This window comes from Trinickia dabaoshanensis, assembly GCF_002879885.1.
Lineage (GTDB): Bacteria > Pseudomonadota > Gammaproteobacteria > Burkholderiales > Burkholderiaceae > Trinickia > Trinickia dabaoshanensis.
On sequence record NZ_PNYA01000021.1, the window covers coordinates 46,885 to 69,815 of the forward strand.

21 protein-coding genes and 1 pseudogene are annotated in these 22,931 nt (G+C 63.2%); 8 read left to right on the top strand and 14 right to left on the bottom strand.

What is annotated here, in order from left to right; genetic code table 11:
- Positions 1-92 precede the first annotated feature (92 nt).
- The 4 genes from C0Z18_RS21395 to C0Z18_RS21410 are packed head-to-tail and all read right to left on the bottom strand — an operon-like array spanning position 93 to position 4,618.
- Positions 93-1,037 (bottom strand): ABC transporter permease, encoded by a 945-nt coding sequence (locus C0Z18_RS21395; protein ID WP_408647087.1) that lies wholly within the window; start codon positions 1,035-1,037, stop codon positions 93-95.
- Positions 1,038-1,092: 55 nt separating this feature from the next.
- Positions 1,093-2,136, bottom strand: a complete 1,044-nt coding sequence (locus C0Z18_RS21400) for an ABC transporter permease (protein WP_102647444.1) — start codon at positions 2,134-2,136, stop codon at positions 1,093-1,095.
- Positions 2,133-3,668: a sugar ABC transporter ATP-binding protein gene (locus C0Z18_RS21405; protein ID WP_102647526.1), complete on the bottom strand. Its 1,536-nt coding sequence runs from the start codon at positions 3,666-3,668 to the stop codon at positions 2,133-2,135. The genes C0Z18_RS21400 and C0Z18_RS21405 overlap by 4 nt, the downstream gene beginning before the upstream one ends.
- Before the next feature lie 53 nt (positions 3,669-3,721).
- Positions 3,722-4,618 carry an amidohydrolase family protein gene (locus C0Z18_RS21410; protein ID WP_102647445.1) on the bottom strand — a complete coding sequence of 299 codons (897 nt, stop codon included), beginning with the start codon at positions 4,616-4,618 and terminating at the stop codon, positions 3,722-3,724.
- A 151-nt stretch (positions 4,619-4,769) separates the two neighbouring features.
- On the opposite strand from C0Z18_RS21410, the gene C0Z18_RS21415 reads away from it, so the two are divergent.
- On the top strand, positions 4,770-5,735 hold the full coding sequence (locus tag C0Z18_RS21415; protein WP_102647527.1) for a LysR family transcriptional regulator: 966 nt from the start codon (positions 4,770-4,772) through the stop codon (positions 5,733-5,735).
- Here C0Z18_RS21415 and C0Z18_RS21420 read toward each other — a convergent pair.
- From C0Z18_RS21420 to hpaR, 6 genes are all read right to left on the bottom strand, one after another.
- On the bottom strand, positions 5,729-6,511 hold the full coding sequence (locus tag C0Z18_RS21420; RefSeq protein WP_102647528.1) for an SDR family NAD(P)-dependent oxidoreductase: 783 nt from the start codon (positions 6,509-6,511) through the stop codon (positions 5,729-5,731). The two genes, C0Z18_RS21415 and C0Z18_RS21420, sit on opposite strands and share 7 nt — an antisense overlap.
- 22 nt (positions 6,512-6,533) lie before the next feature.
- Positions 6,534-7,712 (bottom strand): L-rhamnonate dehydratase, encoded by a 1,179-nt coding sequence (gene rhmD / locus C0Z18_RS21425; RefSeq protein WP_102647446.1) that lies wholly within the window; start codon positions 7,710-7,712, stop codon positions 6,534-6,536.
- Positions 7,713-7,761: 49 nt separating this feature from the next.
- Complete coding sequence (locus C0Z18_RS21430) at positions 7,762-8,514, bottom strand: SDR family NAD(P)-dependent oxidoreductase (protein WP_102647447.1); 753 nt, start codon at positions 8,512-8,514, stop codon at positions 7,762-7,764.
- Positions 8,511-9,374: a fumarylacetoacetate hydrolase family protein gene (locus C0Z18_RS21435; RefSeq protein WP_102647448.1), complete on the bottom strand. Its 864-nt coding sequence runs from the start codon at positions 9,372-9,374 to the stop codon at positions 8,511-8,513. The genes C0Z18_RS21430 and C0Z18_RS21435 overlap by 4 nt, the downstream gene beginning before the upstream one ends.
- A gap of 248 nt (positions 9,375-9,622) precedes the next feature.
- Entirely contained in the window at positions 9,623-10,522 is a 900-nt protein-coding gene (locus C0Z18_RS21440; RefSeq protein WP_102647449.1) for a LysR substrate-binding domain-containing protein, read from the bottom strand.
- Between the two features lie 130 nt (positions 10,523-10,652).
- Positions 10,653-11,099 carry a homoprotocatechuate degradation operon regulator HpaR gene (gene hpaR / locus C0Z18_RS21445; protein WP_233217417.1) on the bottom strand — a complete coding sequence of 149 codons (447 nt, stop codon included), beginning with the start codon at positions 11,097-11,099 and terminating at the stop codon, positions 10,653-10,655.
- 133 nt (positions 11,100-11,232) lie between these two features.
- Here hpaR and C0Z18_RS21450 point away from each other — a divergent pair, with 133 nt between their 5' ends.
- From C0Z18_RS21450 to hpaH, 6 genes are read left to right on the top strand one after another with little or no spacing between them, the layout of a single operon-like run.
- Positions 11,233-12,006 carry a fumarylacetoacetate hydrolase family protein gene (locus tag C0Z18_RS21450; protein WP_102647451.1) on the top strand — a complete coding sequence of 258 codons (774 nt, stop codon included), beginning with the start codon at positions 11,233-11,235 and terminating at the stop codon, positions 12,004-12,006.
- The gene (locus tag C0Z18_RS21455; RefSeq protein WP_102647452.1) at positions 12,003-12,761 is read left to right on the top strand and encodes a fumarylacetoacetate hydrolase family protein; all 759 of its coding nucleotides are present in this window, start codon (positions 12,003-12,005) and stop codon (positions 12,759-12,761) included. The genes C0Z18_RS21450 and C0Z18_RS21455 overlap by 4 nt, the downstream gene beginning before the upstream one ends.
- A 21-nt stretch (positions 12,762-12,782) precedes the next feature.
- Positions 12,783-14,243 (top strand): 5-carboxymethyl-2-hydroxymuconate semialdehyde dehydrogenase, encoded by a 1,461-nt coding sequence (gene hpaE / locus C0Z18_RS21460; protein ID WP_102647453.1) that lies wholly within the window; start codon positions 12,783-12,785, stop codon positions 14,241-14,243.
- 25 nt (positions 14,244-14,268) lie between these two features.
- On the top strand, positions 14,269-15,192 hold the full coding sequence (gene hpaD / locus C0Z18_RS21465) for a 3,4-dihydroxyphenylacetate 2,3-dioxygenase (RefSeq protein ID WP_102647454.1): 924 nt from the start codon (positions 14,269-14,271) through the stop codon (positions 15,190-15,192).
- 25 nt (positions 15,193-15,217) lie between these two features.
- Complete coding sequence (locus C0Z18_RS21470; RefSeq protein WP_102647455.1) at positions 15,218-15,664, top strand: 5-carboxymethyl-2-hydroxymuconate isomerase; 447 nt, start codon at positions 15,218-15,220, stop codon at positions 15,662-15,664.
- A 3-nt stretch (positions 15,665-15,667) separates the two neighbouring features.
- The gene (gene hpaH, locus C0Z18_RS21475) at positions 15,668-16,471 is read left to right on the top strand and encodes a 2-oxo-hept-4-ene-1,7-dioate hydratase (protein ID WP_102647456.1); all 804 of its coding nucleotides are present in this window, start codon (positions 15,668-15,670) and stop codon (positions 16,469-16,471) included.
- A 4-nt stretch (positions 16,472-16,475) separates the two neighbouring features.
- Here hpaH and C0Z18_RS21480 read toward each other — a convergent pair whose 3' ends face one another.
- The gene (locus C0Z18_RS21480) at positions 16,476-17,813 is read right to left on the bottom strand and encodes an MFS transporter (RefSeq protein ID WP_102647457.1); all 1,338 of its coding nucleotides are present in this window, start codon (positions 17,811-17,813) and stop codon (positions 16,476-16,478) included.
- Positions 17,814-17,939: 126 nt separating this feature from the next.
- A complete protein-coding gene (locus C0Z18_RS21485) occupies positions 17,940-18,899 on the bottom strand; it encodes an MBL fold metallo-hydrolase (RefSeq protein ID WP_102647458.1) in 960 nt (319 codons plus the stop codon).
- A gap of 162 nt (positions 18,900-19,061) precedes the next feature.
- Here C0Z18_RS21485 and C0Z18_RS33915 point away from each other — a divergent pair.
- A pseudogene (locus tag C0Z18_RS33915) lies at positions 19,062-20,715 on the top strand (IclR family transcriptional regulator).
- A gap of 44 nt (positions 20,716-20,759) precedes the next feature.
- Here C0Z18_RS33915 and C0Z18_RS21495 read toward each other — a convergent pair.
- Together C0Z18_RS21495 and C0Z18_RS21500 are read right to left on the bottom strand one after the other, a co-directional pair.
- On the bottom strand, positions 20,760-20,966 hold the full coding sequence (locus C0Z18_RS21495) for a DUF2783 domain-containing protein (protein ID WP_102647459.1): 207 nt from the start codon (positions 20,964-20,966) through the stop codon (positions 20,760-20,762).
- 6 nt (positions 20,967-20,972) lie between these two features.
- Entirely contained in the window at positions 20,973-22,667 is a 1,695-nt protein-coding gene (locus tag C0Z18_RS21500; RefSeq protein ID WP_102647460.1) for an FAD-dependent oxidoreductase, read from the bottom strand.
- Positions 22,668-22,931 lie beyond the last annotated feature (264 nt).

The window sequence follows — 22,931 nt, forward strand, 5'->3', positions numbered from 1 at the left end:
TTTGTCTCCTCATGACTTCTTTCACTTAAATGACCGGACAGCGCATCCGGCCGCTTCGATCAACGCCGCTTACCGATACGAACGCGGCGCGCTCAGCGCCTGGCCACGACGAGCCGCTTCTCCCGCCGCGCGCGCCAGCCCGTCAACAGATTCGGGATCAGGACGGACGACAGCAACAGCAAGCCGGTCACGATAGTCAGCGTTTCGCTCGATACATCCACGAGCGTCAGCGCGTTTCGGAGCACGCCGACGATCGCGAGCGACAGCAAGACGCCGTAGAGCGAACCGCGTCCGCCGAAGATGCTGACGCCGCCGAACAGCACCGCCGCGATGACGGCTAGCTCGAAGCCTTCGCCGTTGTCGCCGCGCGCACTCGTGAAGCGCAGCGTAAAAATAATCCCGGCGACGGCGCTGACGAGCCCCGACAGCACGAACAGCCGGAACTTGGCGTTGCGCACGTCGATGCCCGAGAAGCGCGCCGCCGACGCGTTGGCGCCAATCGCGTACAAGCTGCGTCCGAACGGCGTAGCATGCAGCACGACGGCGAACAGCACGGCGCCGACGATGACGATCGCAAACGGTTCGGGCACGAAGGTGGCGCCGAGCGTACTCATGCCGAACGCCGTATAGGAAGCCGGGAAATCGGCCACGGCCTGATCGCCGAGCAAGACGTAGGCGAGGCCGCGAAAGAGCGCGAGCGTGCCGATGGTGACGGCCAGCGAGGGTAGCTCCAGCCCCACCACGAGCCATCCGTTCAGCGCGCCGGCCGCGGCGCCGCCCGCAACGACGAGCGCGATGACGAGCGGCATCGGCAAGCCCGCGTGCCAGACCACGCCCATCAACGCGCTCGATGCACCGAGCACAGATGCCACCGATAGATCGATTTCTCCCGTTACGATGATGAGCGTCATCGGCAGCGCCATCAGCGAGATCTCGGTGATATCGAGCAAGATGTTGCTGAGGTTGTCAGTCTGGAGGAACACGGGAGACAACAGGCGTCCCAATGCGATCGAACCCGCGAGAATGACGGCGAGCATCGTCTCCCAGCCCACGTGAACGGGGCGTCTGCGAGGCACTGCCGACGGAACGGTATCAGCCATGGTCGCGCTTTCTCATCATGCGTTTAGCGAAGGAACGGGCAAGCAGCGTATCGGCAGCCACGGCCGCGACGATCAGCGCACCTTGAATGGCTTGCTCCCAGAACGGAGAGATGCGCAATACCACCAGCGCGATATTGATCACCCCCAGCACGAGCGCACCGAGCGTCGCACCGAGAATCGTGCCGGCGCCGCCGTTGATGGCCACGCTGCCCACGACGGCTGCGGCCACGACCTGCAGCTCGATGCCTTTGGCCGTGCTCGCATCGACGGTGCCGAAGCGGGCTAGCCACAACCCGCCCGCGAGGCCGGCGATGGCCCCCGAGATCAAAAAGCCGGCCATCACGCGGCGTTCGACCTGAATGCCGGCCAGGCGCGCAGCCTCCGGATTGGAGCCGATCGCATAGTGCTCGCGGCCGCCGCGGAACGACTTCAAATACCAGCCGAGGCCGGCGAGAACGAACACGGCGATCGAGACGAGCGTCGGAATGCCGAAGACCGAGCCCGTCGCGAGCCGCGAAAAGGCTTCGGGTAGGCTGCTCGCGTTGATCTGGCCGCCGTTGACCCACGCGTAGTCCGCGCCGCGGAATACGTACAGCGTGGAGAGCGTCGCGACGAGCGAGGGGACGCGCCCGAGTGCGACGAGTACCGCATTGATGAAGCCCCCGGCAAGCCCGATCGCTACGCCCGCCGCCAGCGCCAAGGGAACAGGCATGTGCGGAAACGCGACGTACAGACACCCCACCCCATAGGCGCTCACGCCGAGCACCGATCCGATGGACAGATCGATGTGCCGCATCAGCATGACGACCGTCATCCCTGCCGTCAGCAAGCCGACGATCGAGACGTTGAGCAAGACGTCGCGCAAGTTCTGCAGGTTCAGAAATTGCGGACGGGCGAGTCCCGTACCTACGACGAGCACGATCAACACAAGGAACAATGCCGTTTCACGGCGCCGGGCCAAATGCGCAAGCCAGCCCGGAATGGCGGGGGCGGCCGCGGCGGTAGGGTGGCGGATCGTATCGGCGCGCGTCGTCATGCTGCTTGCCCCAGGTGTATGTCCGCTTGCCCGAGCGCCGCGCTCATGATGCGCTGCTCGCTCGCGTGCGCCCGATCGATTTCGGCGCTGATCCGCCCCTCGTGCATCACGAGCACGCGATCGGCCATGCCGAGCACTTCCGGCATCTCGCTCGATATCATCAAGACCGCCATCCCTTCGCGCACGAGATCCGATAGCGCCGCGTAGACCTCGGCCTTCGCGCCCACGTCGATACCGCGCGTCGGCTCGTCGATGATGAGCACCTGCGGGCCCGTCGCCAGCCATTTACCGAGCACGACTTTCTGTTGATTGCCGCCGGAGAGCGTGCCGACGGCCGCGCCCATATCGCCGGCTTTCAGCCGCAAACGCGCGCCCCAATCGCGAGCCAGCGCCGCTTCGCGCGCGCCCGAGATGAGGCCGAAGCGCGTCAGGCGGCCAAGCACCGTCATCGAGGCATTGCGGGCAATGCTGAGCTCGAGCGCGAGCCCTTGCTGACGCCGGTCTTCCGGCACCATCGCGAGGCCGGCCTTGACCGCCAGGGCCGGGCGGCCCGGCGCGAGCCGCCGGCCCGCCACGCGCACTTCGCCCGCGTCGGGGCGATCGATGCCGAAGATCGCGCGCGCCACCTCACTGCGCCCGGCACCGACCAGCCCGGCGAGCGCGACGATCTCCCCCGCGCGCACATCGAACGAGATGTCCTTGAATACGCCGGTACGAGTCAGGCCTCGCACCGAAAGCTTGATCTCGCCGGGCACCACCTCCGCCTTTGGATAAAACGTTTCGAGGTCCCGACCGACCATCTTGGCGACCAATGCAGCCGTCGTCATCTCGGTGGTGGGAGCGTCGCACACCTTGGCGCCGTCGCGCATGATGGTCACGTGCTGCGTCAACGCGAATACCTCTTCGAGCCGATGCGTGATGAACAGGATCGCCGCACCGCGTTCTCGCAACGCGCGCACGATTGCAAACAAGCGCTCCACTTCGGGCAGCGACAGCGCCGCCGTGGGCTCGTCCATAATCAGCACGTTCGCGTTCAACGAGAGCGCCTTCGCGATTTCGATCACCTGTTGATCGGCGATCGACAAACCACGCACCAGTTGCCGAGGCTTCAAATCGACACCGAGCGATTCGAGCAGATCCGCCACCTCGCGATGCATCGTCTCGTAGTCGATGCGGCCGATTCGATCCACGGGCTGCCGACCCATGTAAATGTTCTCGGCAATCGACAAATCGAAGAACAGCGTCGGCTCTTGATAGATCACCGCAATGCCGGCATCGCGCGCGTCGGCAGGCGACGAGAAGCGTCGCGCGACGCCATCCACTTTCAACTCGCCGCTATCGGGTGCATGGACGCCGGCCAGGATTTTGACCAGCGTCGATTTACCCGCGCCGTTTTCGCCGAGCAGCGCATGCACTTCGCCCGGCATCAGTTCGAGATTGCCGTCGATCAGCGCGCGCACCTGTCCGAACGACTTGCTCGCACCAAGCAAGGCGAGACGCGGCATGCGCGGCGAGGCGGTGTCCCTGTCCATACTCAAGTTCGTCTCCATGGTTCGAATCGTCGATGGTTCGCGCAAAGCCGCGTCTATATGCGATAGATGCGCTCGGCGTTGCCGCGCATGAGCGCCGTCCGCTCCGCCTCGCTGGTGCCCGCGACGACGCGCGCATACGCACGCCATAGCGCCTCGTAACCGCCAAACAAGCGATCGACGGGAAAATTCGAGGCGAACATCGCGCGCTCGACGCCGAACGCGTCGATCGTCTCCAACACGTAGGGCCTCAAGCTCTCGACGGTCCATGCATGATCGAACATGGCGAGGCCGCTGATTTTCACCGCGACGTTCGGACACGAAGAAAGCAGGCGCAGCCCATCGCGCCAAGCGCGGTACCCGGCGGGGCTGTCGCGATCGACGAACATTCCGGCGTGATTGAGCACGAACTGCACGTCCGGATACCGTTGCGCAAGCTGCGCCGCTTCCCGCATCTGCGACGGATAGAGTTGGAGATCGAAGGAGAAACCGTATCGCGCGAGCAATCCAAAATTCTCGAGCCAAACGGGGTCGCGCATGAAATGCCGATCGACGTATCCATAGAGCGGATCGCTATGGACGTTCAAGATTTGCCGAATGCCCCGGGTGTTGGGGAATGCCGCATGGGCGGCGAGCGTCGCGTGCGCATCGGGTGCGCTCAGGTCGGCCCATGCGACGATCGCGTCGGGCAGCTTGCGGGGACCGGCCGCGTGATCCGTCAGCGACTGGAGCCAACGCGTCTCCTCGACAGGATCGGCCGGATCGTGATTGGCTTCGACATGAACCACTTTGACCACGTCGATCGCACCGGCCTCGTGCAGGAACGTATCCGGCAAATAGTCGTGCTTCAGTGCGATGGCGTCACCGACGAACGATGTGCCGGGACGCTCGAGCCACGGATACCGATGCGTGCGCAGATCCCAGAAATGCACGTGCGGATCGACCACTTGCATCGTGGCGCTCCTTGGGCCCGTCTTCGTGTCTCCGCTCATTGTCAGCCTATTGATTTGCGCTACGTTGGCGTGTCGCTGCGACTATAATTCGCCGAGCGATAACAAACCAATCCGTTATCATCATTGGGTGATCCAAAAAGCGAATCACTTCATGCCTTCACCAGCCGTCGTCCTCTCCCTCGTCAATCGGCTCAAGTTCAAGCACCTCGCTCTGCTCGTGGCACTCGACGACATGCGCAACGTGCACCAAGCCGCCGACCAAATCAACGTCGCGCAGCCCAGCGCGAGCCGTATGCTCGGCGACGTGGAAGAGGCGTTCGGCTTTCAGCTATTCGAACGCAACGCCCGCGGCATGACGCCTACCACGCTCGGCGCGGTCGTACTGGCCTATGCCCGCCGCGCGCTCGCCGAACTGACTCGGTTCGCCGAGGATCTCGACGTGAAACGCAAGGGTGGGCACGGCCAGTTGACGGTCGGCGCCATCATGGGCGCCGCGCCCGACGTACTCGCGCTTGCCGTCGCCGCATTGAAGACGGAGCGTCCGCTTTTGAACGTGCGCATCCTCGGCGAGACGAGCGACCAAATCGTGCAACTGCTGTATCGCCGCGAGATCGATCTCGCGCTGGCCCGGCTCACCACGTCCCTGCAACACAACGACTTTCACTTCGAACCGCTGGCCCGCGAAACATTGGTTCTCGTCGTACGAACGCACCATCCGCTTGCGCGCCGCGAGTCGGTCTCGCTCGCCGAACTCGTTCAATGGCCGTGGGTCGCGCAACCGGTCACGAGTCCAGCGCGTGTCCTGTTCGAGGAAGAACTCGCGCGAGCCGGGCTCAATACGCCGGCCAACATGATCGAGTGCGGCTCCATCTTCGCGACCCTGCAGCTCATCGAAACCTACGATGCGATCGCGATGCTGCCCGAATCGGTCGTACGCGATCACGTTCGCGGAAAACTTCTCGTCGAGTTGCCGCTCGAGATCGGCAAAAGCCTGCCCGGCTATGGCATCGTGACGCGCAAAGAGGAGCCGCTTCCCGAGGCGGCGCATCACTTCGTCGGGCTGCTGCGCCGTTTCTCCCAACCGATTGCGGACATCCCCGCTCGGGCGCGTCACTGAAGGTTGACGAACAAGCCCCCATCCACGAGCAGCGCGGCGCCCGTCACATAGCGCGCCATGTCCGACGCGAGGAACACCACGCAGTCGGCCACGTCCTCCGGTGCGCCTAACCGGCCGAGCGGGATGCGGCGCTCGAAATAGGCGCGCTTCTCCCCGTCGGCCAGATCTTGCGCATTCAGATCGGTGGCGATCGTGCCCGGCATCACCGAATTGCAGCGAATGCCATACGGGCCGAGCGCAATCGCGCATGACTGCATGAGCGAATGCACCCCGGCTTTGGTCGGGGTGTAATGCGTTTGCATGCCGCCGCCCACCAGCGCGCTGATCGAACTCGTCGCGACGATCGCCCCGCCCGTTCCCTGCTCTTTCATCTGTCTCGCGACCGCCTGCGTCACATAAAACGCGCCGTTCAAGTTCACGCCGACCGTGCGCTCCAATACCGAGGGCGGCATGTCGAGGAACGCGTGAAACGGGCAAATTCCCGCGTTGCTCGCCAGTACGTCTACTTTCCCGAACGCATCGACGGCGTGACGCACGAGATCGATGCCCGTTTGCGGCAGCGCGACGTTGCCTTCGACGGCGATCGCCCGGCGCCCGTGCCATTCGATCTGCGCGAGCACCTCGTCGATCGCCGACCGGCGGCCGTACGATGCGTCGTTCTCGCCCCAGTAGTTGATGACCACGTCGGCGCCTTCGCGGGCGCAGGCCACCGCAATCGCGCGCCCGATCCCGCGCGAGCCGCCGGTCACGATCGCTACTTTGTCGTTGAGCAACACTTCGGTTCTCCTCACCTTGCGCTCAGTGCGTGTACGGACGAACGAGCGCGCATTCGGGATTGAGCCGCACGCCGAAGCCGGGCCGATCGGGCACCTTCATGCGGCCGTTGACCGGGATCGGCTCGTCGAGCAAAAGCGGCGTGAACATCGGCACGACCTCGTCGGCGTTCGGCGCCATCATCAAGAACTCCGCAAACGGCGAGTTGTGACGCGTGACGACGAAGTGGTAGCTATAAACGGACGAGCCGTGCGGCACGACCATGACGTTGTGCGCGTCGGCCAATGCGGAGATCTTGATGAGCTCGGTGATGCCGCCGCACCAGCCCACATCCGGCTGAATCAGGTCGCAACATTGCATCTCGAGCAACATCCTGAACCCCCAGCGCGTGGCCTCGTGTTCGCCGGTGGACACCATCATGCCAGGCGGCACGGCGCGGCGCAGGTCGGCATATCCCCAGTAATCGTCGGGCGAGAGCGCTTCTTCGATCCACTTCAAACCCAGAGGCGCCGCGCCTTGCGCCAAGCGCTTGGCGTACGTCACATCGAGGCTCATCCAGCAGTCGTACATGAGCCAGAAGTCCTCGCCCACTTTCGCGCGCATATCGGCCAGCTTGGCCAAGTTCGCCGCGAGCCCGTCCTCTCCTTCGGCCGGTCCGTGCTGCAACGGGAGCTTGCCGCCGATAAAGCCCATCTGTTTCGCGAGATCGGGCCGTGCGCCCGTTGCATAAAACTGCAGCTCGTCGCGCACCGGCCCGCCGAGCAACTGATAGACGGGCTCCGCACGCACCTTGGCCAGCAGGTCCCACAGCGCGAGATCGACACCGGAGATCGTGTTCAGCACGATGCCCTTGCGTCCGTAGTAGAGCGTTGCGTAATACATCTGATCCCACATCTTCTCGATGTCGGTCACGCACTGTCCCTCCAAGAATCGCGCGAGGTGCTTCTCCACGATGAACGCGCCGATTTCGCCGCCCGTCGTCACGGCGAAACCGACGGTCCCGTCGCTCGCCTCGATTTCGACGACGAGCGTGCCAAGCACGTTGATACCGAACGATTGCCGGCTGCGCCGATACTCCGGATAGCGCGCCATGGGCGTCGCGATGTGATCGTCGATCCAGTGTCCGTTCGCCTGGTCGTGATAGTCGGCGCCGCCGCCGCGAACGGTAAACGCGCGCACATGCTTGATCTTGGGCATGGCCATGACGATTGAACTCCCGTTGATTGACTCGGTTACTGCTTGCGCCGGCGCGTTAGTAGGTAGCGCGGCCGCCCGACAGATCGAATACGGCGCCCGTGCTGAATGCGCAATCCTCGGATGCGAGCCAGAGAATCATCGATGCCGCTTCGTCCGGCAGTAAAAAACGATTCATCGGGATCTTCGCGAGCATGTAGTCGATGTGCTGTTGCGACATCGAATCGAAAATTTCCGTCTTCGCCGCCGCGGGCGTCACTGCGTTCACGAGGATGCCGCGCGTGGCGAGTTCCTTCCCGAGCGACTTGGTCAGCCCGATCAGGCCGGCCTTCGAAGCGCTGTAGTGGGAGGCGTTCGGATTGCCTTCCTTGCCCGCGACCGATGCGATGTTGACGATGCGGCCGTAACCTTTCTCGAGCATGCGCGGCACCACAGCGCGGCAAGTCAGATACGAACCGATCAAATTCACCTCGATCACGCGGCGCCATACGTCGGGGCTCAACTCCCACGTGAAGCCGTTGCCGCCCGTGATGCCGGCGCTGTTGACCAGCACGTCGATGGCGCCGTGCCGCGCTACCGTGTCAGCCGCGGCCGCATCGACCGAGCCTTCGTCGGTCAGTTCGACGACGACCGACGACACAGTGCCGAGTTCGGCGAGTTCGCGCTCGCTGCGCGCGAGCCGCTCGGCATCCACGTCCCATAGCGACACGGCCGCGCCCGAGCGCAACGCGCGTTGCGCCACCGCATAGCCGATGCCGCGCGCGCCGCCCGTGATGACGACGCTGCGTCCGCTCAAATCGATGGCATTCATGGCGCCTCCGCCGTCGTCGCGGCCACCACGCGCTGCCGCTGTTCGCCGAGCCCGTCGATGCCGAGCCGCATGGTCTGTCCCGCGCGCAGATAGACGGGCTCGGGCTTGCGGCCCATCCCCACGCCCGGCGGCGTGCCGGTGGAGATGACGTCGCCCGGCTGCAAACTCATGAACCGGCTGATGTACGCCACGAGCGTGGCGACGTCGAAAATCATCGTGCGCGTATTGCCGTCTTGATAGCGATGACCGTCCACGTCCAGCCATAGCCGCAACGCTTGCGGATCGGGCACCTCGTCGCGCGTCACGAGCCACGGGCCCAGAGGGCCGAACGTGTCGCACCCCTTGCCCTTGTCCCATTGCCCGCCGCGTTCGAGTTGATAAGCGCGTTCGGACACGTCGTTGACGACGCAATAACCGGCGACATGTTCCAACGCCCGCTCGCGCGAGACATAGCGCGCTTCGCGGCCGATGACCACGCCAAGCTCGACTTCCCAATCGACTTTTTCGGCACCTGGGGGAATGTGGACGTCATCGTCGGGGCCGACGATCGCACTCGTAGCCTTCATGAACAAGACGGGCTCGGTCGGCACGGGCATGTTCGATTCGGCAGCATGATCGGAGTAGTTCAGGCCGACGCAAATCATCTTGCCGACACGCCCGACGCAGGGGCCGAGGCGCGTGCCTTCCGGCACCAGCGGCAATGTATCGATATCGAGCGCGGCAAGCGCGCGCAACGTCGCGTCGGACAGCGCGCCGGCCGATACGTCCGCCACATGACCGGACAGGTCGCGAATCCGGCCCAGCGTATCCACGATGCCGGGCCGCTCCTGGCCTCGCGCACCAAAGCGTACCAACTTCATGCGGCGTCTCCTCTCGCGTCGAAATGTCTGTGCATCGGATCTTGAAGCGAATCCGATAGCCGAACAATTCGAAATTCACATGGACCGATATCGAGAGCGAATCGCTAGCCGCCCTAGCTTTGGGTTATCCCCAGATTTTGTGAGCAAGCTTGTGGGTAACTTGCGGGCTAACGACCTAAGTCACTGATTTGGCGGGCGAAGGCGCTCGGGAACACAAGGTTGGCAGCGGCCGGGCAAGACCGTGCGCTTCACCGCCCGGTAGGCTCGGCATAACCGCTGTCGCGCAGCCGTGTAATCCAATCGCGAAAAAGCTGGACCTTGGGTTGGTGCGCCACGCTGTCCGGGTAGACGAAGTAATAACGAAACCCCGTTTCGACCGCCCTATCGAACGGCGTCGCGAGGCGCTTCGCGGCAATGTCTTCGCTCACGAGCGTTTTATCGCTGATCGCGACACCGAGCCTTTGCATCGCCGCATTGGTCGCTAGATCCAAGCTTTCGAAGCTCAAGCCAAGGTCAGGATCGACTCGGTTCGCGCCCGCGTGGCCGAGCCACAGCTTCCAATCCCGATGATCTCGAGTCGGATGCAGCAGCGTGTGGTGTGCCAAGTCGTCCACCGCCTCGAGCGGCCGCTCCTCGATCAATTCGGGCACGCAAACCGGAATGAGTTGCTCGTCGAACAGCGCGATCGCGTGCACCTGCGCGCCGGGCGAAGATCCGTAGATGATCGCGGCATCGAACGGCTCGGACGTGAAATCGACGTGATGCTGCCAGGTCGTCGTGGTCTTGACCTGCAATTGCGGATGGTCGCTCTGAAAGCGCAGGATCTTCGGGAGCATCCAGCGCATGATGCAGGTGGGCACCTTCAGGGCAAGATCGGTGCGCTGCCGGGTCAAACGAAGCGAGACTTCCTCGATCCTGGCCAGGCTCTCCTTGACGACGGGCAACAAGATCTCGCCCTCCACCGTCAACGTCAGCCCTTTGCTCCCGCGTACGAAGAGCGCGCATTTGTAGTGTTCTTCGAGCGCAAGGATCTGCCGGCTGACGGCCCCTTGCGTGAGACACAACTGTTCGGCGGCACGTGTAAAGCTGCGGTGGCGGGCCACCACCTCGAATACCTGAAGGGTGCCTAACGGAGGAAGTCTTCGCATGAGGCTAGGGTTATCCCCAGATTTTGTGAGCAAGCTTGTGGGTAACTTGCTGGCTCATCGTATAACTCACTGATTCGCAAACGAAACAATACTACGAGCACAAGCGCGGCAACGAGCGTGGCCGCGCCGCTCACGCTTTCTCGAGCCCGGCCAGCAGCGCATCGACGGCGCCATAGACGGCGGCGACCACGTCCGGCCCGACTTGTTGCTCGAGCAACCGGTATTGGCGCTCGAGATCTTTCGACAACGCACGCACCAACGCCGCGCTCTTCTTGGTCAGCGACACGCGCACACGCCGCTGATCGTCGGGAAAGCGCTCTTTCGTGACTAGGCCCATCCCTTCCATGCGCGCGAGTACGCCCGCCATGCTGGGGCTCGAAATCGTACAGAGATCCGAAATCTGGCGGGGCTCGAGCGGCCCGTTCTCGTCGAGCGCGCGAATCACGCGCCATTGCTGCTCGGTTAACCCGTTCGCGGTCAAGAGCGGCCGAAACCGCTCCATCATTTTTTCGCGCGCGCGCAGAAGCAGCATCGGCAAGTTACGGTGGACGGGACCGTGGGCAGCGGAATGGGACATGGCAATGGGAAGACGAATCAGACGCGGCGCATCGAGGGAAAACCCGCGCGAACACCGCGATCTTGTTGACCGGAGATCATATCAAGCGCAGACTCGCTAACATATTAGCGATTTTTCATCCCGGACCCGGTACATGTTTACGCTGACCGACCATCTCGTCCATGTCGAGGGCGATGCGTTGCCGCTCGAACTCGACGCCGCCGCGCTGCGCGACCTGCTTGCGCGCGGCGTGGCCCTGCGGCCGCCGGTGTGCCAGGCGGTGTACGGCGTGCTGCTCAACGACCGCGCAGCGCTCGAAGCCCTCGGCGAGGCAATGCACGAGGCACCCTATAAAGCACCGCCGAAAGCCCCCGTCCTTTATTTGAAGCCGCGCAATACGCTCGCCGGTCATCGCGCTTGCGTCGAGGTGCCCGCCGACGCGAACGGTATCGAAATCGGCGCCTCGCTCGGCATCGTGATCGGCCGCACGGCAACGCGCGTGAGCATGGAAAACGCGCTCGATTATGTCGCCGGGTACACCGCGGTCGCGGACCTCAGCCTTCCCCATGCAAGCGTTTATCGGCCCTCGGTGCGCTTTCGGGCGCGCGATCGATTCTGTGTGATCGGCCCCGCACTCGTCGCGAAGCAGCATGTTCCGAATCCCGATCGGATTGCGATTCGCGTCGATATTCCCGGCCGCCCGCCCTTCGAAGCGACGACCGCTACGTCGGTTCGTAGTGTCGCGCGCTTGCTCGCCGACGTGACCGATTTCATGACGCTCGCGCCCGGCGACATCCTCACGCTCGGCGTACCGCACGGCACGCCGGTCGCGCGCGCCGGAGACGACGCCGACATCGTCATCGGCGATTTCGCACCGCTTCGCGTATCGTTCGTCAACGAATCGCAACCGGCCGGAGGCACTCGATGATGCGCGCTCGCGTAGCCTACTCAGGCGCCATTCATGAAGCGTATCCGTGCGGCGAGCTGTTGCGGCTCGCCGATGGCCGGATCGTGCGCGAAGAGGATGTCGTTTGGCTCGCGCCCATCGAGGTGGGTACGATCTTCGCGCTCGGCCTCAATTACGCCGAACACGCTAAAGAATTGCAGTTCTCGAAGCAGGAAGAACCGCTCGTGTTTTTGAAGGGACCGGGCACGGTACTGGGGCACCGCGGCGTCACGCGCCGGCCGGCCGGCGTCACGTTCATGCACTACGAGTGCGAGTTGGCCGTCGTCATCGGCCGCACGGCGCGCAACGTTCGTCGCGCGCAAGCGATGGAGCACGTCGCGGGCTACACCATCGCCAACGATTATGCGATTCGCGACTACTTGGAGAACTACTACCGCCCGAACCTGCGCGTCAAAAACCGCGATGGCAGCACCGTCCTCGGCCCTTGGTTCGTCGAAGCCGCCGACATCCCGGACGTTGCGAATCTACAATTGCGTACTTTCGTGAACGGCACCTTGCACCAACGCGGTAACACGCGCGACCTCGTTACCGACGTGCCTACACTCATCGAATACCTGAGCGGCTTCATGACGCTCTCCCCGGGAGATGTGATTCTCACGGGTACGCCCGAAGGCGTTATCAATGTCGATGCCGGGGACCAAGTCGTTTGCGAGATCGACGGTCTCGGCCGTCTCGTCAACGACATCGCATCGGATGCCGTCTTCGGCCGTGTCTGAACGAAATCGATAGGACTCTTCATGCGTATCGACCACCTCATCGACGGCCAATGGCATGCGGGCCGAGATTACTTCGAAACCGTCAACCCCGCGAATCAAGCGGTGCTTGCCGAGGTGGCGCGCGGCGGCGCGCGAGAGATCGACGCCGCCGTTGCCGCCGCGAAGGCCGCATTCCCCGGCTGGGCGGCACGCACGCCCAAGGACCGCGCGCGTGCGCTGCACAAGCTCGGCGAGTTGATCACGCAATATGTTCCCGAACTCTCCGAGACGGAAACGAACGACAGCGGCCAAACCATCGCGCAAACGCGCAAGCAACTGATTCCGCGCGCGGCCGATAATTTTCATTACTTCGCCGAGATGTGTTCCCGCGTGGACGGGCACAGCTATCCGACCGACACGCACCTCAATTACACGCTCTTCCATCCCGTCGGCGTGTGCGCGCTCATTTCTCCCTGGAACGTGCCGTTCATGACCGCGACTTGGAAGGTCGCGCCGTGCCTCGCCTTCGGCAACACGGCCGTATTGAAGATGAGCGAGCTGTCGCCGCTGACCGCATCGCGTTTGGGCGAGCTTGCGCTCGAGGCCGGCATCGCCCCGGGGGTGCTGAACATCGTGCACGGCTTCGGGCCCGAGGTGGGTGAGCCGCTCGTCTCGCACCGCGACGTGCGCGCGGTCTCGTTCACGGGCTCCACCGCCACGGGCAATCGCATCGTTCGAGCGGCGGGCTTGAAGAAATTCTCGATGGAGCTCGGCGGCAAATCGCCGTTCGTGATCTTCGACGATGCCGACTTCGAGCGCGCGCTCGATGCGGCCGTATTCATGATTTTCTCGAACAATGGCGAACGATGCACCGCGGGCTCGCGCATTCTCGTGCAAAAGTCGATCTACGCGCGTTTTGCCGACCGCTTCATCGAACGCGCGAAACGGCTCAAGGTAGGTGACCCGTTGCAAGACGACACGATCATCGGCCCGATGATCAGCCGCGATCACCTCGCGAAGGTGCGAAGCTACATCGAACTCGGCCCGCAAGAAGGGGCGACACTCGCCTGCGGTGGGCTCGATGCGCTCGATTTGCCCGCGTCGCTAAAAGACGGCAACTACGTTGCGCCCACGGTGTTCGTCGATGTCGAGAACACGATGCGCATTGCCCAAGAAGAAATCTTCGGTCCCGTCGCTTGTTTGATTCCGTTCGACGACGAGGCCGACGCGATCCGTATCGCGAACGACATCGCATACGGATTGTCCAGCTACGTGTGGACCGAGAATACGGGCCGCGCCCATCGCGTCGCCGCCGCGATCGAGGCCGGTATGTGCTTCGTCAATAGCCAAAACGTGCGCGATCTGCGCCAGCCGTTCGGCGGCACGAAGGCTTCGGGCGTCGGCCGCGAAGGCGGCACGTGGAGCTACGAAGTGTTCCTCGAGCCGAAGAACGTGTGCGTCTCGCTCGGCTCTCATCCTATTCCCCAATGGGGACGCGTTTGATCGGCGCAACGCCGAGGAGACGATCATGGGCGAACTCGCGCTCGTTGCAAAAATCACGCACGTGCCTTCGATGTTCCTATCCGAACTCGACGGCCCGCGCAAAGGCACCCGGCAAGATGCGATCGACGGACATCGCGAAATCGCCCGGCGTTGCAAGGCGCTCGGCGTCGATACGCTCGTCGTGTTCGACACGCACTGGCTCGTCAACGCGAATTACCACGTCAATTGCGCGCCGCATTTCGAAGGGCTGTACACCAGCAACGAGTTACCTCACTTCATTGCGAACATGCCGTTCAAAGCGCCGGGCAATCCCGCGCTCGGCCGGCTGCTCGCCGAAGTATGCAACGAGCACGGCGTCGAGACGTTTTCTCACGATGCCACGACGCTCGCGCCCGAGTACGGCACGCTCGTCCCGCTGCGGTACATGAACGCCGATGAGCATTTCAAGGTCGTATCGGTATCGGCGCTTTGCATGGCGCACTACCTGGGCGACAGCGCCCGCCTCGGCTGGGCGATGCGTCGCGCCGTTCAGGAGCGCTACGACGGCAAAGTGGCGTTCCTTGCAAGCGGCAGCTTGAGCCATCGATTCGCGCAAAACGGGCTCGCCCCCGAGTACGCGTTCAAGATTTGGAGCCCGCTATTGGAGACGCTCGACCGGCAAGTCGTCGCAATGTGGGAGCGCGGCGATTGGAAAACGTTCTGCGAGATGCTGCCCGAGTACGCAACGAAGGGTCACGGCGAAGGGTTCATGCACGACACGGCGATGATGCTCGGCGCACTAGGATGGTCGGCTTACGACGGCCGGGTCGAAGTGATCACGCCATATTTTGGCGCGTCCGGCACGGGGCAGATCAACGCGGTATTTCCTGTGACGCCGCAAGACGGCCAGGCGATTCCGCCGGCCGAGGCATCGAGTGCCAAGCGGTACCGCGCATTTGCTCGCTTATGACCGCAGCATCATTTAGGAGAACGACATGCCGCATCTAACGATTCTCTATACCCCCGATCTCGATCGCCCGGTGGCGGACGGGGGCACCGACATGCAAGCGCTATGCGCGGCCCTCGCCGATACGATGTGCGAGCAACGCGATGAAGCCGGTCATCCGGTGTTTCCGATCGGCGGCGTCCGCGTGCTCGCCTACCCTGCCGCTCACTACGCGATAGCCGATGGCGGCAAGGCCGGACGGGCAGCGGGCGGAACCGGCGAGTACTCGTTCGTCTACTTGAACCTACGGCTTGCGCGCGGACGCAGCGCAGCCGTACACGAGGCGGCGGGGCTTGCGCTGCGCGCGCGCGTCGAAGCACATTTTGCCCCGCTGCTGGCGACGAAACACATGGGCATCACATTGCAAATCGACGAGGGCCAGGAGGTGTACAACGCGCGCCTGAGCTCACTGCATCCGCTCTTCTCGCGAGGCTGACCGATGGTTCCGCAAGAGACGATCGCATCGCTGGCACGCCAACTATACGAGGCGCGCAAGACGCGCACGCAATTGCGCCATTTCTCGAGCCGCTTTCCCGAGATGACGATCGACGACGGCTACGCCATCCAGCGCGAATGGGTCAAGCTCGAGCTAGCGGACGGCCGGACGATCAAGGGCCGCAAGATCGGACTGACCTCACGCGCAATGCAGCAAGTCAGTCAAATCACCGAACCCGACTATGCCCCATTGATGGACGACATGTTCTTCGATGCGGGCACCGACATTCCGGCGAGCCGCTTCATCGCGCCGCGCGTCGAGGTGGAGCTGGCCTTCGTGCTCGATAAACCGCTCGAAGGACCGGGCGTCACCTTGTTCGACGTACTGTCGGCAACTGCCTACGTCGTGCCGGCCGTCGAGATCATCGACGCTCGCATCGAGCAATTCGACCGCGACACGCGTGCCATGCGCAAAGTCTTCGACACCATCAGCGATTTCGCGGCGAATGCGGGCATCGTCCTCGGCGGGCGGCCAGTGAAGCCGATGGAGGTAGACCTGCGCTGGGTCGGCGCGATGCTGCACAAGAACGGCGTGATCGAGGAAACGGGGCTCGCGGCGGCCGTGCTCAATCATCCGGCCAGGGGCGTTGCTTGGCTCGCCAACAAGATTGCCCCGTATGGCGAAAGGCTGAACGCGGGCGACATCGTACTGGCTGGCTCGTTCACGCGCCCGACGCCGGCGGCGGCGGGCGACTCCTTCCATGTCGATTACGGACGGCTCGGTTCGATTTCGTTCCGATTCGTCTAAAAAATCACCGAGGTTGAGGGACGCTCGGCTTCACGCCCGCCATCAGCGCGACGCCGCTGGCCACGAGCAACCCCGCCAGCAGATACACCGCGATATCCATGCTCCCGGTGCTCGTGCGAATCTGGCCGATCACCCACGGGCTGACGATGCCGCTCGTAATGCCGATGCTGCTGATCAGCGCGATGCCCGAAGCGGCCGCATTGCCGGCAAGATAGCTGGGCGGCACGGCCCAAAAGATCGGCAGCGCCGCAAAAATCAGAGCGGCCGCCGCCGACAGGATCGCGAGCATCGCGGCAAAACTGCTCAGATGGAGCGTGAGCGCCGCCAGCGCGATACCGCCACCGATCGTGCAGAAAGCGAAGTGGCGACGGCGTTCGGCCTTCCGATCGGAGCGCCGCGCGATCACGATCAGCCCAATCGCGCCGATTGCGTTGGGGATAGCCGTATAAAGACTGACCTGAACGACATCCTTGATGCCGAAATCGCGGATCATCAGCGGCATCCAAAAGTTCAGTGTCAGCGACGCGCACGTTAGAGAGAAATAGATGAAGGCGAACAGGTAGACGCGCGGATTGACGAGCGCGGCGGTAAAACTGCGCGCATCGTGTGCGCCGTGTCCGTTAGCGCTCGGATTGCTTTCCGCACACAAAGCGACGAGCTTGTTTTTTTCCGCTTCGCTGAGCCACCGCGCATCCTGCGGCTTGTCGACGAGATAGAAAAACGCCGCAACGGCAAGCACGAGCGCGGGTGCCCCCTCCAACGCGAACATCCACTGCCATCCATAAAGGCCGCCCACGCCGCCCATGTCGCGCATGATCCAGCCCGACATCAAGCCTCCGAGCACGCCTGCCACCGCCACGCCGGCGAAGAACACCGACATGACGGCCGCCCGCCGATTCGCCGGAAACCAGTAAGTCAGATAAAGCACGATGCCGGGGAAGAAGCCCGCCTCGAACACACCGAGCATAAAACGCAGGAAGTAGAAATGCGACGGCTTCGATACGAACATCATGCAGACCGAGGCCACGCCCCATAGCAGCATGATGCGGGCGAACGTCTTGCGAGCGCCGTACTTGGCCAACAGCATATTGCTCGGTACTTCGCACAAGACGTAACCGATATAGAACACGCCCGCGCCGAGACCGTACATCGCATCGCTGAACGCGAGGTCGTGCTTCATCTGCAATTGCGCGAAGCCGATATTGATCCGGTCCAGAAAGGACACGACATAGCAAACGAATAGAAAGGGAATGGTGCGCCAAGCGACCTTGGCGAACAATCGCTGTTCGTCCCCTGCGGCATACGTCTCGCTCGACGAATCGAGCTTCAAAGTGTTCTGCATTGTCTCGCTCCATGGCACCGCGCTCGATTGCGCGACCGGCCTGTCTTAGGGCGTCTCGCGCGCCCTCGGTAGTTCATCAAAAAGAAAGGTCCCGCGCGGGACCTTTCCTGCAACGCCGCGGTGGGTTCAGTCCTGCAACGCGCTCCACATTTCCTTGTCGCGCTGCGCGGTCCAGATGCGCGGATGCGTGATGCCGCTCGCTTCGTCGTAAGCGCGCGAGACGTCGAACGGGAGGCAATGCTCGTAGATGAAGACATGGCCGAACTTCGGGTCCATCGTCTTGCGGGTCAGCGCCATCGCGCCCTTCAGATCGAGCTTTTCCTTCACGGCATCGCGCCCGGCTTGAAGCAGCGTCGTGACGAAGTCTTTCGTGTAGTCGAGCCCTTTGTTCACTTGCTCGGGCGACAGCAGCGCGGGGCCACGGCCGGGTACGAGTTTCTCGGCGTTCAACGCGCGCAGCGCTTCCAACGTCGCGGGCCACGCTTCGAGCTGCGCATCGCCGCAATAGCAAGCGGCGTCGTACTCGACGAGGTCGCCCGAGAACAGCACCTTTTGCGACGGCAGCCAGACGACCGTATCGCCCTTCGTATGACCGGCGCCGAGGTGGGCGATCTTCACTTCGAGCTTACCGAGCCACAGCGTGATTTCCTTATCGAATACGAGCGTTGGCCACGTGAGCCCCGGCACCGTCTCCACCCCCGCGAACAGACGCGGAAAGCGCTCGATTTCCGACTTCATATCCTGTTCGCCCCGCTCGACGATCATCTCGTAGGTGCCGCGGCTCGCGATGATTTGCTGCGCGCCTTCCTCGAAGTACGCCGAGGCGCCGAGCACGCGCACCGCATGGTAGTGCGAGAGCACGACGTACTTGATGGGCTTGTCGGTCACGCCGCGAATCTTAGCGATGAGATCTTGCGCCATCGCAGGCGTGGCCGTCGTATCGACGATCAGCACGCCGTCGTCGCCGATGATCACTCCCGAGTTCGGATCGCCTTCCGCCGTGTACGCCCATGCGTTCTCCGACAACTGCGTGAAAGTGATCTTCTTCTCTTCGAGGTCTGCTTGAGATGCGAATGCCTTGGCCACGTCTGTCTCCTATCCGATGAGTGGGGCGGTATATGACCGCATGGTCACTTCGACCTTGATCTTTGTCAATAGCAAACGATCTTGCTATAGTTGAACTACGGGAAAACCCCGGTTCGGGACGCGCTCGGCGAATGCGTTACGATCGGGCACCATGGCGTAAGCCTGCAGGAGCGGATATCACAATTGAACGAAGCAACCCCTAAAGCGCAACGCGGGATTCAGAGCGTCGAAGTGGCCGGACGGATTCTCGAAGCGTTCGCTTCGCGGCGCGAGCGCGTCGCGCTCAGCGAATTGGCATCGAGCGCCGGCCTTTCTACCGCGCAGGCCCACACTTATTTGGTCAGTCTCACGAAGCTCGGACTCGTGAAGCGCGACGCCCTCACCGGCTATTACGAGCCCGGCCCGCTTTCGCTGCGCCTTGGCCTGATCTACGTCGAGCAGCAACCGGCCTATCGCGTGGCGGTGCCGTACGCGACGCAGTTGGCCGAGAGAACCGGCTTCAGCGTGGCCGTGTGCGTCGCGGGCGCGCAAGGGCCGACGATCGTGCGTTACGAGCGCGGAGGCAATCCGCTGCATGTGAATTTGCATGTGGGCACCGTGATGTCATTGGAAACCACGTCCACCGGCCGGCTGTTCAGCGCTTTCTCGAGCGCGGAACAACTCGCCGACATGATGAAACACCAAGGCCTCGCTCAGGCGCAATTGATCGCCGGCGATCGCGCTTCGCGCCCGGACAAGCACGCTAGCCTGGACGCGATCCGGCGCCGCCGCCTCGCGCGCAGCGTCGATATGCCGAGCCCCGGCATCAGCAGCATGAGCGTGCCCGTGCTCGACGCGAACGGCACGCTGTTGCTCGCGCTGACCGTCATCGGGCCGTCGGGCGCGATGGACATCGACTGGGACGGATCGATCGCGCGCGAGATGACCGAAGCCGCGAAGCGCATCGCCCACGCTCTGCCTCACGAGACCCCGACCCATGCCGTTTGATTCCACCGACGCCCTGAACGACGACCTCGGGCAAGCCCCCACGAAAGCGCAGCGCGGCATCAATGCGCTCGACAGCACCGGCGAGATCCTATCGGCGCTTGCCGCGGCCGGTCATCCGCTCAATCTGCGCGACCTCGCCGCAGCCGCCGGCATGCCGCCCGCCAAAGCATTCCCTCACCTCGTCAGCCTGCAAAAAATCGGCCTGCTCCAACGTAACGACGACGGCTGTTTTACGGCCGGGCCCCTTGCGTTCGAACTCGGGTTGATCGCACTGCAACGCCTCTCGCCGACGCGCGACGCCGAAGCCGAGATCGTCGCGTTGGCGGCTGCGACCGAGCTATCGGTGGCCGCCGCTACGTTGGGACCGCTGGGCCCCACCGTGATCCGGCTCGAGGAATCGGCGCGGCCGCAACATATCAGCTTGCGTGTCGGCACCGTGATGTCGCTCGTCAACACGGCGATCGGGCGTGTGTTCGCCGCGCATATGGCCGAAGATTTACTCAAAGGCTTTCTCGCTCAGGAGCCGATTCGGCTTGCGGGCGATGCGGCGGCGCCCGCCTCCGTCTCGCGGAGCTATCGTGCGCGCTTGGACCGCATCCGCGAGAGCGGCCTCGACGAAGCGTTCGATGCGCCGATTCCCGGCATCGGGACGCTCGCCGCGCCCGTCTTCGATCACACCGGCAGCATTCGCCTCGTAATCGCCGTCATCGGTCCGTCGAGCGGATTCGATCGCAGCGCTCAAGGATCGATCGGACGCGCGCTGCTCGGCGCCACGCAACGGCTGTCTTGGCGCTTCGGCCTGCTCACGCCGCAATCGAACGAGGCTTGACGCGGGGCGGCGCCGGTTTCGCAAAACGATCGGCACCGTCACGCTCATGCGACGGCCGTCAAGCCCGAGCGCGCCTTCGCGAAGGCTTCCTTGAGCACGTCCATGTCACCGATATGATTCGCGAGCAACAAAACGAGCTTGGCGTTTAACGCATGGCTATCGGCATCGCTGAGTCCTTGATGCGTGTCGATAAGCTGCTCGTAGAACGCGTCCATGTCCGCGATGTTGGGGTCGAGATTGAGATGGCTCATGATCGTTCAGCCGTTCGAAGTGATGTTGCATGTCGCCCGATCGAGCGCGGCGGAAACCGAGTTCACGTTCAATGCACGCCAGCGCGCGCAGACATGCTGATCGGGACGCAGTAGATAGAACGTGCCGGGACGCGCGTCGAAGCGCACGGTGACGAGCCCTTGCACGTCCTCGACGATCGTCGCGTTCGGGACCGGGGGCACCTGTGCGCCGTGGGGAATGACGATCACCGGGCGCACGCCGATCGGAAGCTTGCAAAGCGCGTCCAAGTTCGCGGCTACCTTGGTGAAGTCCTCGTCAAACCGAGGGAAATAAATGCCCGTAAATGCACTGCCGGCGGTTTGGTTGAGAAACCAGGCGCTCTTGCCATCGACCGCCACCGGTGCGTCGATGCACACGCTGCCCGGAACCATCGGGCCCGCGAATGCGTCGCTTTCGGCATCCGGCGTATTCAACGGCGAAGTGGACAGCACCGCCGGCACCGACAGCCGGCCGCTATTGACGATGCGCCGCGCGAACGGACAGTCTTTCGCGAGCTTGAGCGTTGCGTCCCGGAACAAGCGAGAGACCGCGCTCTTGGGCGTGATGAAATCGGTCGCGCGCGTCGAGTTGCGGATGTTTTCGTCGGCGGCGAATTCGCGTTCCGAGGCGTAGGTATCGAGCAACGCGGACGGCGCTTCGCCGTCCAGCACGAGCCGCAGCTTCCACGCGAGATTATCGGTATCTTGAACGCCGCTGTTCGCACCGCGCGCGCCGAACGGCGAGACGCCATGCGCGCTATCGCCGGCAAACAAGACGCGGCCATGACGGAACGAGTCCATGCGCACGCACGAAAACGTATAGACGCTGACCCACTCGAGTTCGAATTCCACGTTTTCGCCGAGCAACGCATTCACGCGCGGAATCACTTTCTCGGGCGCTTTCTCGGCGACCGGGTCGGCATCCCAGCCCAATTGGAAATCGATACGCCAGACGTCGTCGGGTTGGCGGTGAAGCAACACGGACTGATTGCGGTGGAACGGTGGATCGAACCAGAACCAGCGTTCCGTGGGGAACGCCGCCTTCATTTTCACGTCGGCGATGAGGAAGCGGTCCTTGAACGTGCGCCCATGGCTGTCGAGGCCCAGCATGTTGCGAATGGGGCTTCGCGCGCCGTCGGCCGCGACGACGTACTGCGCCCTGAGCGGATAGGTGCCGTCGGGCGTTTCAATTCGAAGCTCGACATGATCGTCGCGTTGTTCGACTCCGATCACGTTGCTCTTCCAGCGAATCTCGATGTTCTCGAGCGCCATCGCCCGATCGACGAGGTAGCCCTCGACGTAATACTGCTGCAGATTGATAAATGCGGGCCTCGCGTGCCCCGCTTCGGGCAGCAAGTTGAACGTATAGATCAACTCGTCTTGGAAGAAGACTTTCCCAACGTTCCAACTCACGCCCTTCTCGACCATGCGGTCCCCGCAACCCAAGCGATCGAAGATCTCGAGGGTGCGCTTGGCGAAGCAGATCGCTCGCGAACCGGTGGAGAGGGTGTCGTCATTGTCGACCAGCACCACGCTGACGCCCTGCTGCGCGAGGTCGATCGCGGCAGACAGGCCGATCGGCCCCGCCCCTACCACTACCACCGGATGCACCGGCTGAGCGGGAGCGTCGTGCTCGGCGGCTCGAACGTAGTCGAACCGCAATTTTTGGTAATCGACCGCCATGGCGTCTCCGTGCCTTTAATTAATCTATAGCAAGCGTTTTTGCTATCTATGAATTGATCAAATTCTAGATGCGGGGGCGGCCGGGGGGCATTTGTGTTTACCCTAGGGGCGGCTCGGGCGGTCGGTGCGGCCGAGCGCGGACCGCCATCGGCGGCTCGTCGTAGCGCGAGGGTTATCCCCAGATTTTGTTGGCAAGGTTGTGGGTAACCTGAGGGCGGACAGGCTAACTTGCTGATTCGAAAGGCGAACGCACGTAGGCATGCA

Bases quoted from the DNA above. Each gene is read 5' to 3' on its own strand.
- C0Z18_RS21430 (WP_102647447.1), bottom strand. From the start codon at position 8,514: ATGAATGCCATCGATTTGAGCGGACGCAGCGTCGTCATCACGGGCGGC.
- C0Z18_RS21395 (WP_408647087.1), bottom strand. From the start codon at position 1,037: ATGCTCGCCGTCATTCTCGCGGGTTCGATCGCATTGGGACGCCTGTTG.
- hpaE (WP_102647453.1), top strand. From the start codon at position 12,783: ATGCGTATCGACCACCTCATCGACGGCCAATGGCATGCGGGCCGAGAT.
- C0Z18_RS21400 (WP_102647444.1), bottom strand. From the start codon at position 2,136: ATGACGACGCGCGCCGATACGATCCGCCACCCTACCGCCGCGGCCGCC.
- hpaD (WP_102647454.1), top strand. From the start codon at position 14,269: ATGGGCGAACTCGCGCTCGTTGCAAAAATCACGCACGTGCCTTCGATG.
- C0Z18_RS21450 (WP_102647451.1), top strand. From the start codon at position 11,233: ATGTTTACGCTGACCGACCATCTCGTCCATGTCGAGGGCGATGCGTTG.
- hpaH (WP_102647456.1), top strand. From the start codon at position 15,668: ATGGTTCCGCAAGAGACGATCGCATCGCTGGCACGCCAACTATACGAG.
- hpaR (WP_233217417.1), bottom strand. From the start codon at position 11,099: ATGTCCCATTCCGCTGCCCACGGTCCCGTCCACCGTAACTTGCCGATG.
- C0Z18_RS21435 (WP_102647448.1), bottom strand. From the start codon at position 9,374: ATGAAGTTGGTACGCTTTGGTGCGCGAGGCCAGGAGCGGCCCGGCATC.
- C0Z18_RS21440 (WP_102647449.1), bottom strand. From the start codon at position 10,522: ATGCGAAGACTTCCTCCGTTAGGCACCCTTCAGGTATTCGAGGTGGTG.
- C0Z18_RS21410 (WP_102647445.1), bottom strand. From the start codon at position 4,618: ATGCAAGTGGTCGATCCGCACGTGCATTTCTGGGATCTGCGCACGCAT.
- C0Z18_RS21415 (WP_102647527.1), top strand. From the start codon at position 4,770: ATGCCTTCACCAGCCGTCGTCCTCTCCCTCGTCAATCGGCTCAAGTTC.
- C0Z18_RS21480 (WP_102647457.1), bottom strand. From the start codon at position 17,813: ATGCAGAACACTTTGAAGCTCGATTCGTCGAGCGAGACGTATGCCGCA.
- C0Z18_RS21455 (WP_102647452.1), top strand. From the start codon at position 12,003: ATGATGCGCGCTCGCGTAGCCTACTCAGGCGCCATTCATGAAGCGTAT.
- C0Z18_RS21500 (WP_102647460.1), bottom strand. From the start codon at position 22,667: ATGGCGGTCGATTACCAAAAATTGCGGTTCGACTACGTTCGAGCCGCC.
- rhmD (WP_102647446.1), bottom strand. From the start codon at position 7,712: ATGGCCATGCCCAAGATCAAGCATGTGCGCGCGTTTACCGTTCGCGGC.
- C0Z18_RS21470 (WP_102647455.1), top strand. From the start codon at position 15,218: ATGCCGCATCTAACGATTCTCTATACCCCCGATCTCGATCGCCCGGTG.
- C0Z18_RS21405 (WP_102647526.1), bottom strand. From the start codon at position 3,668: ATGGACAGGGACACCGCCTCGCCGCGCATGCCGCGTCTCGCCTTGCTT.
- C0Z18_RS21495 (WP_102647459.1), bottom strand. From the start codon at position 20,966: ATGAGCCATCTCAATCTCGACCCCAACATCGCGGACATGGACGCGTTC.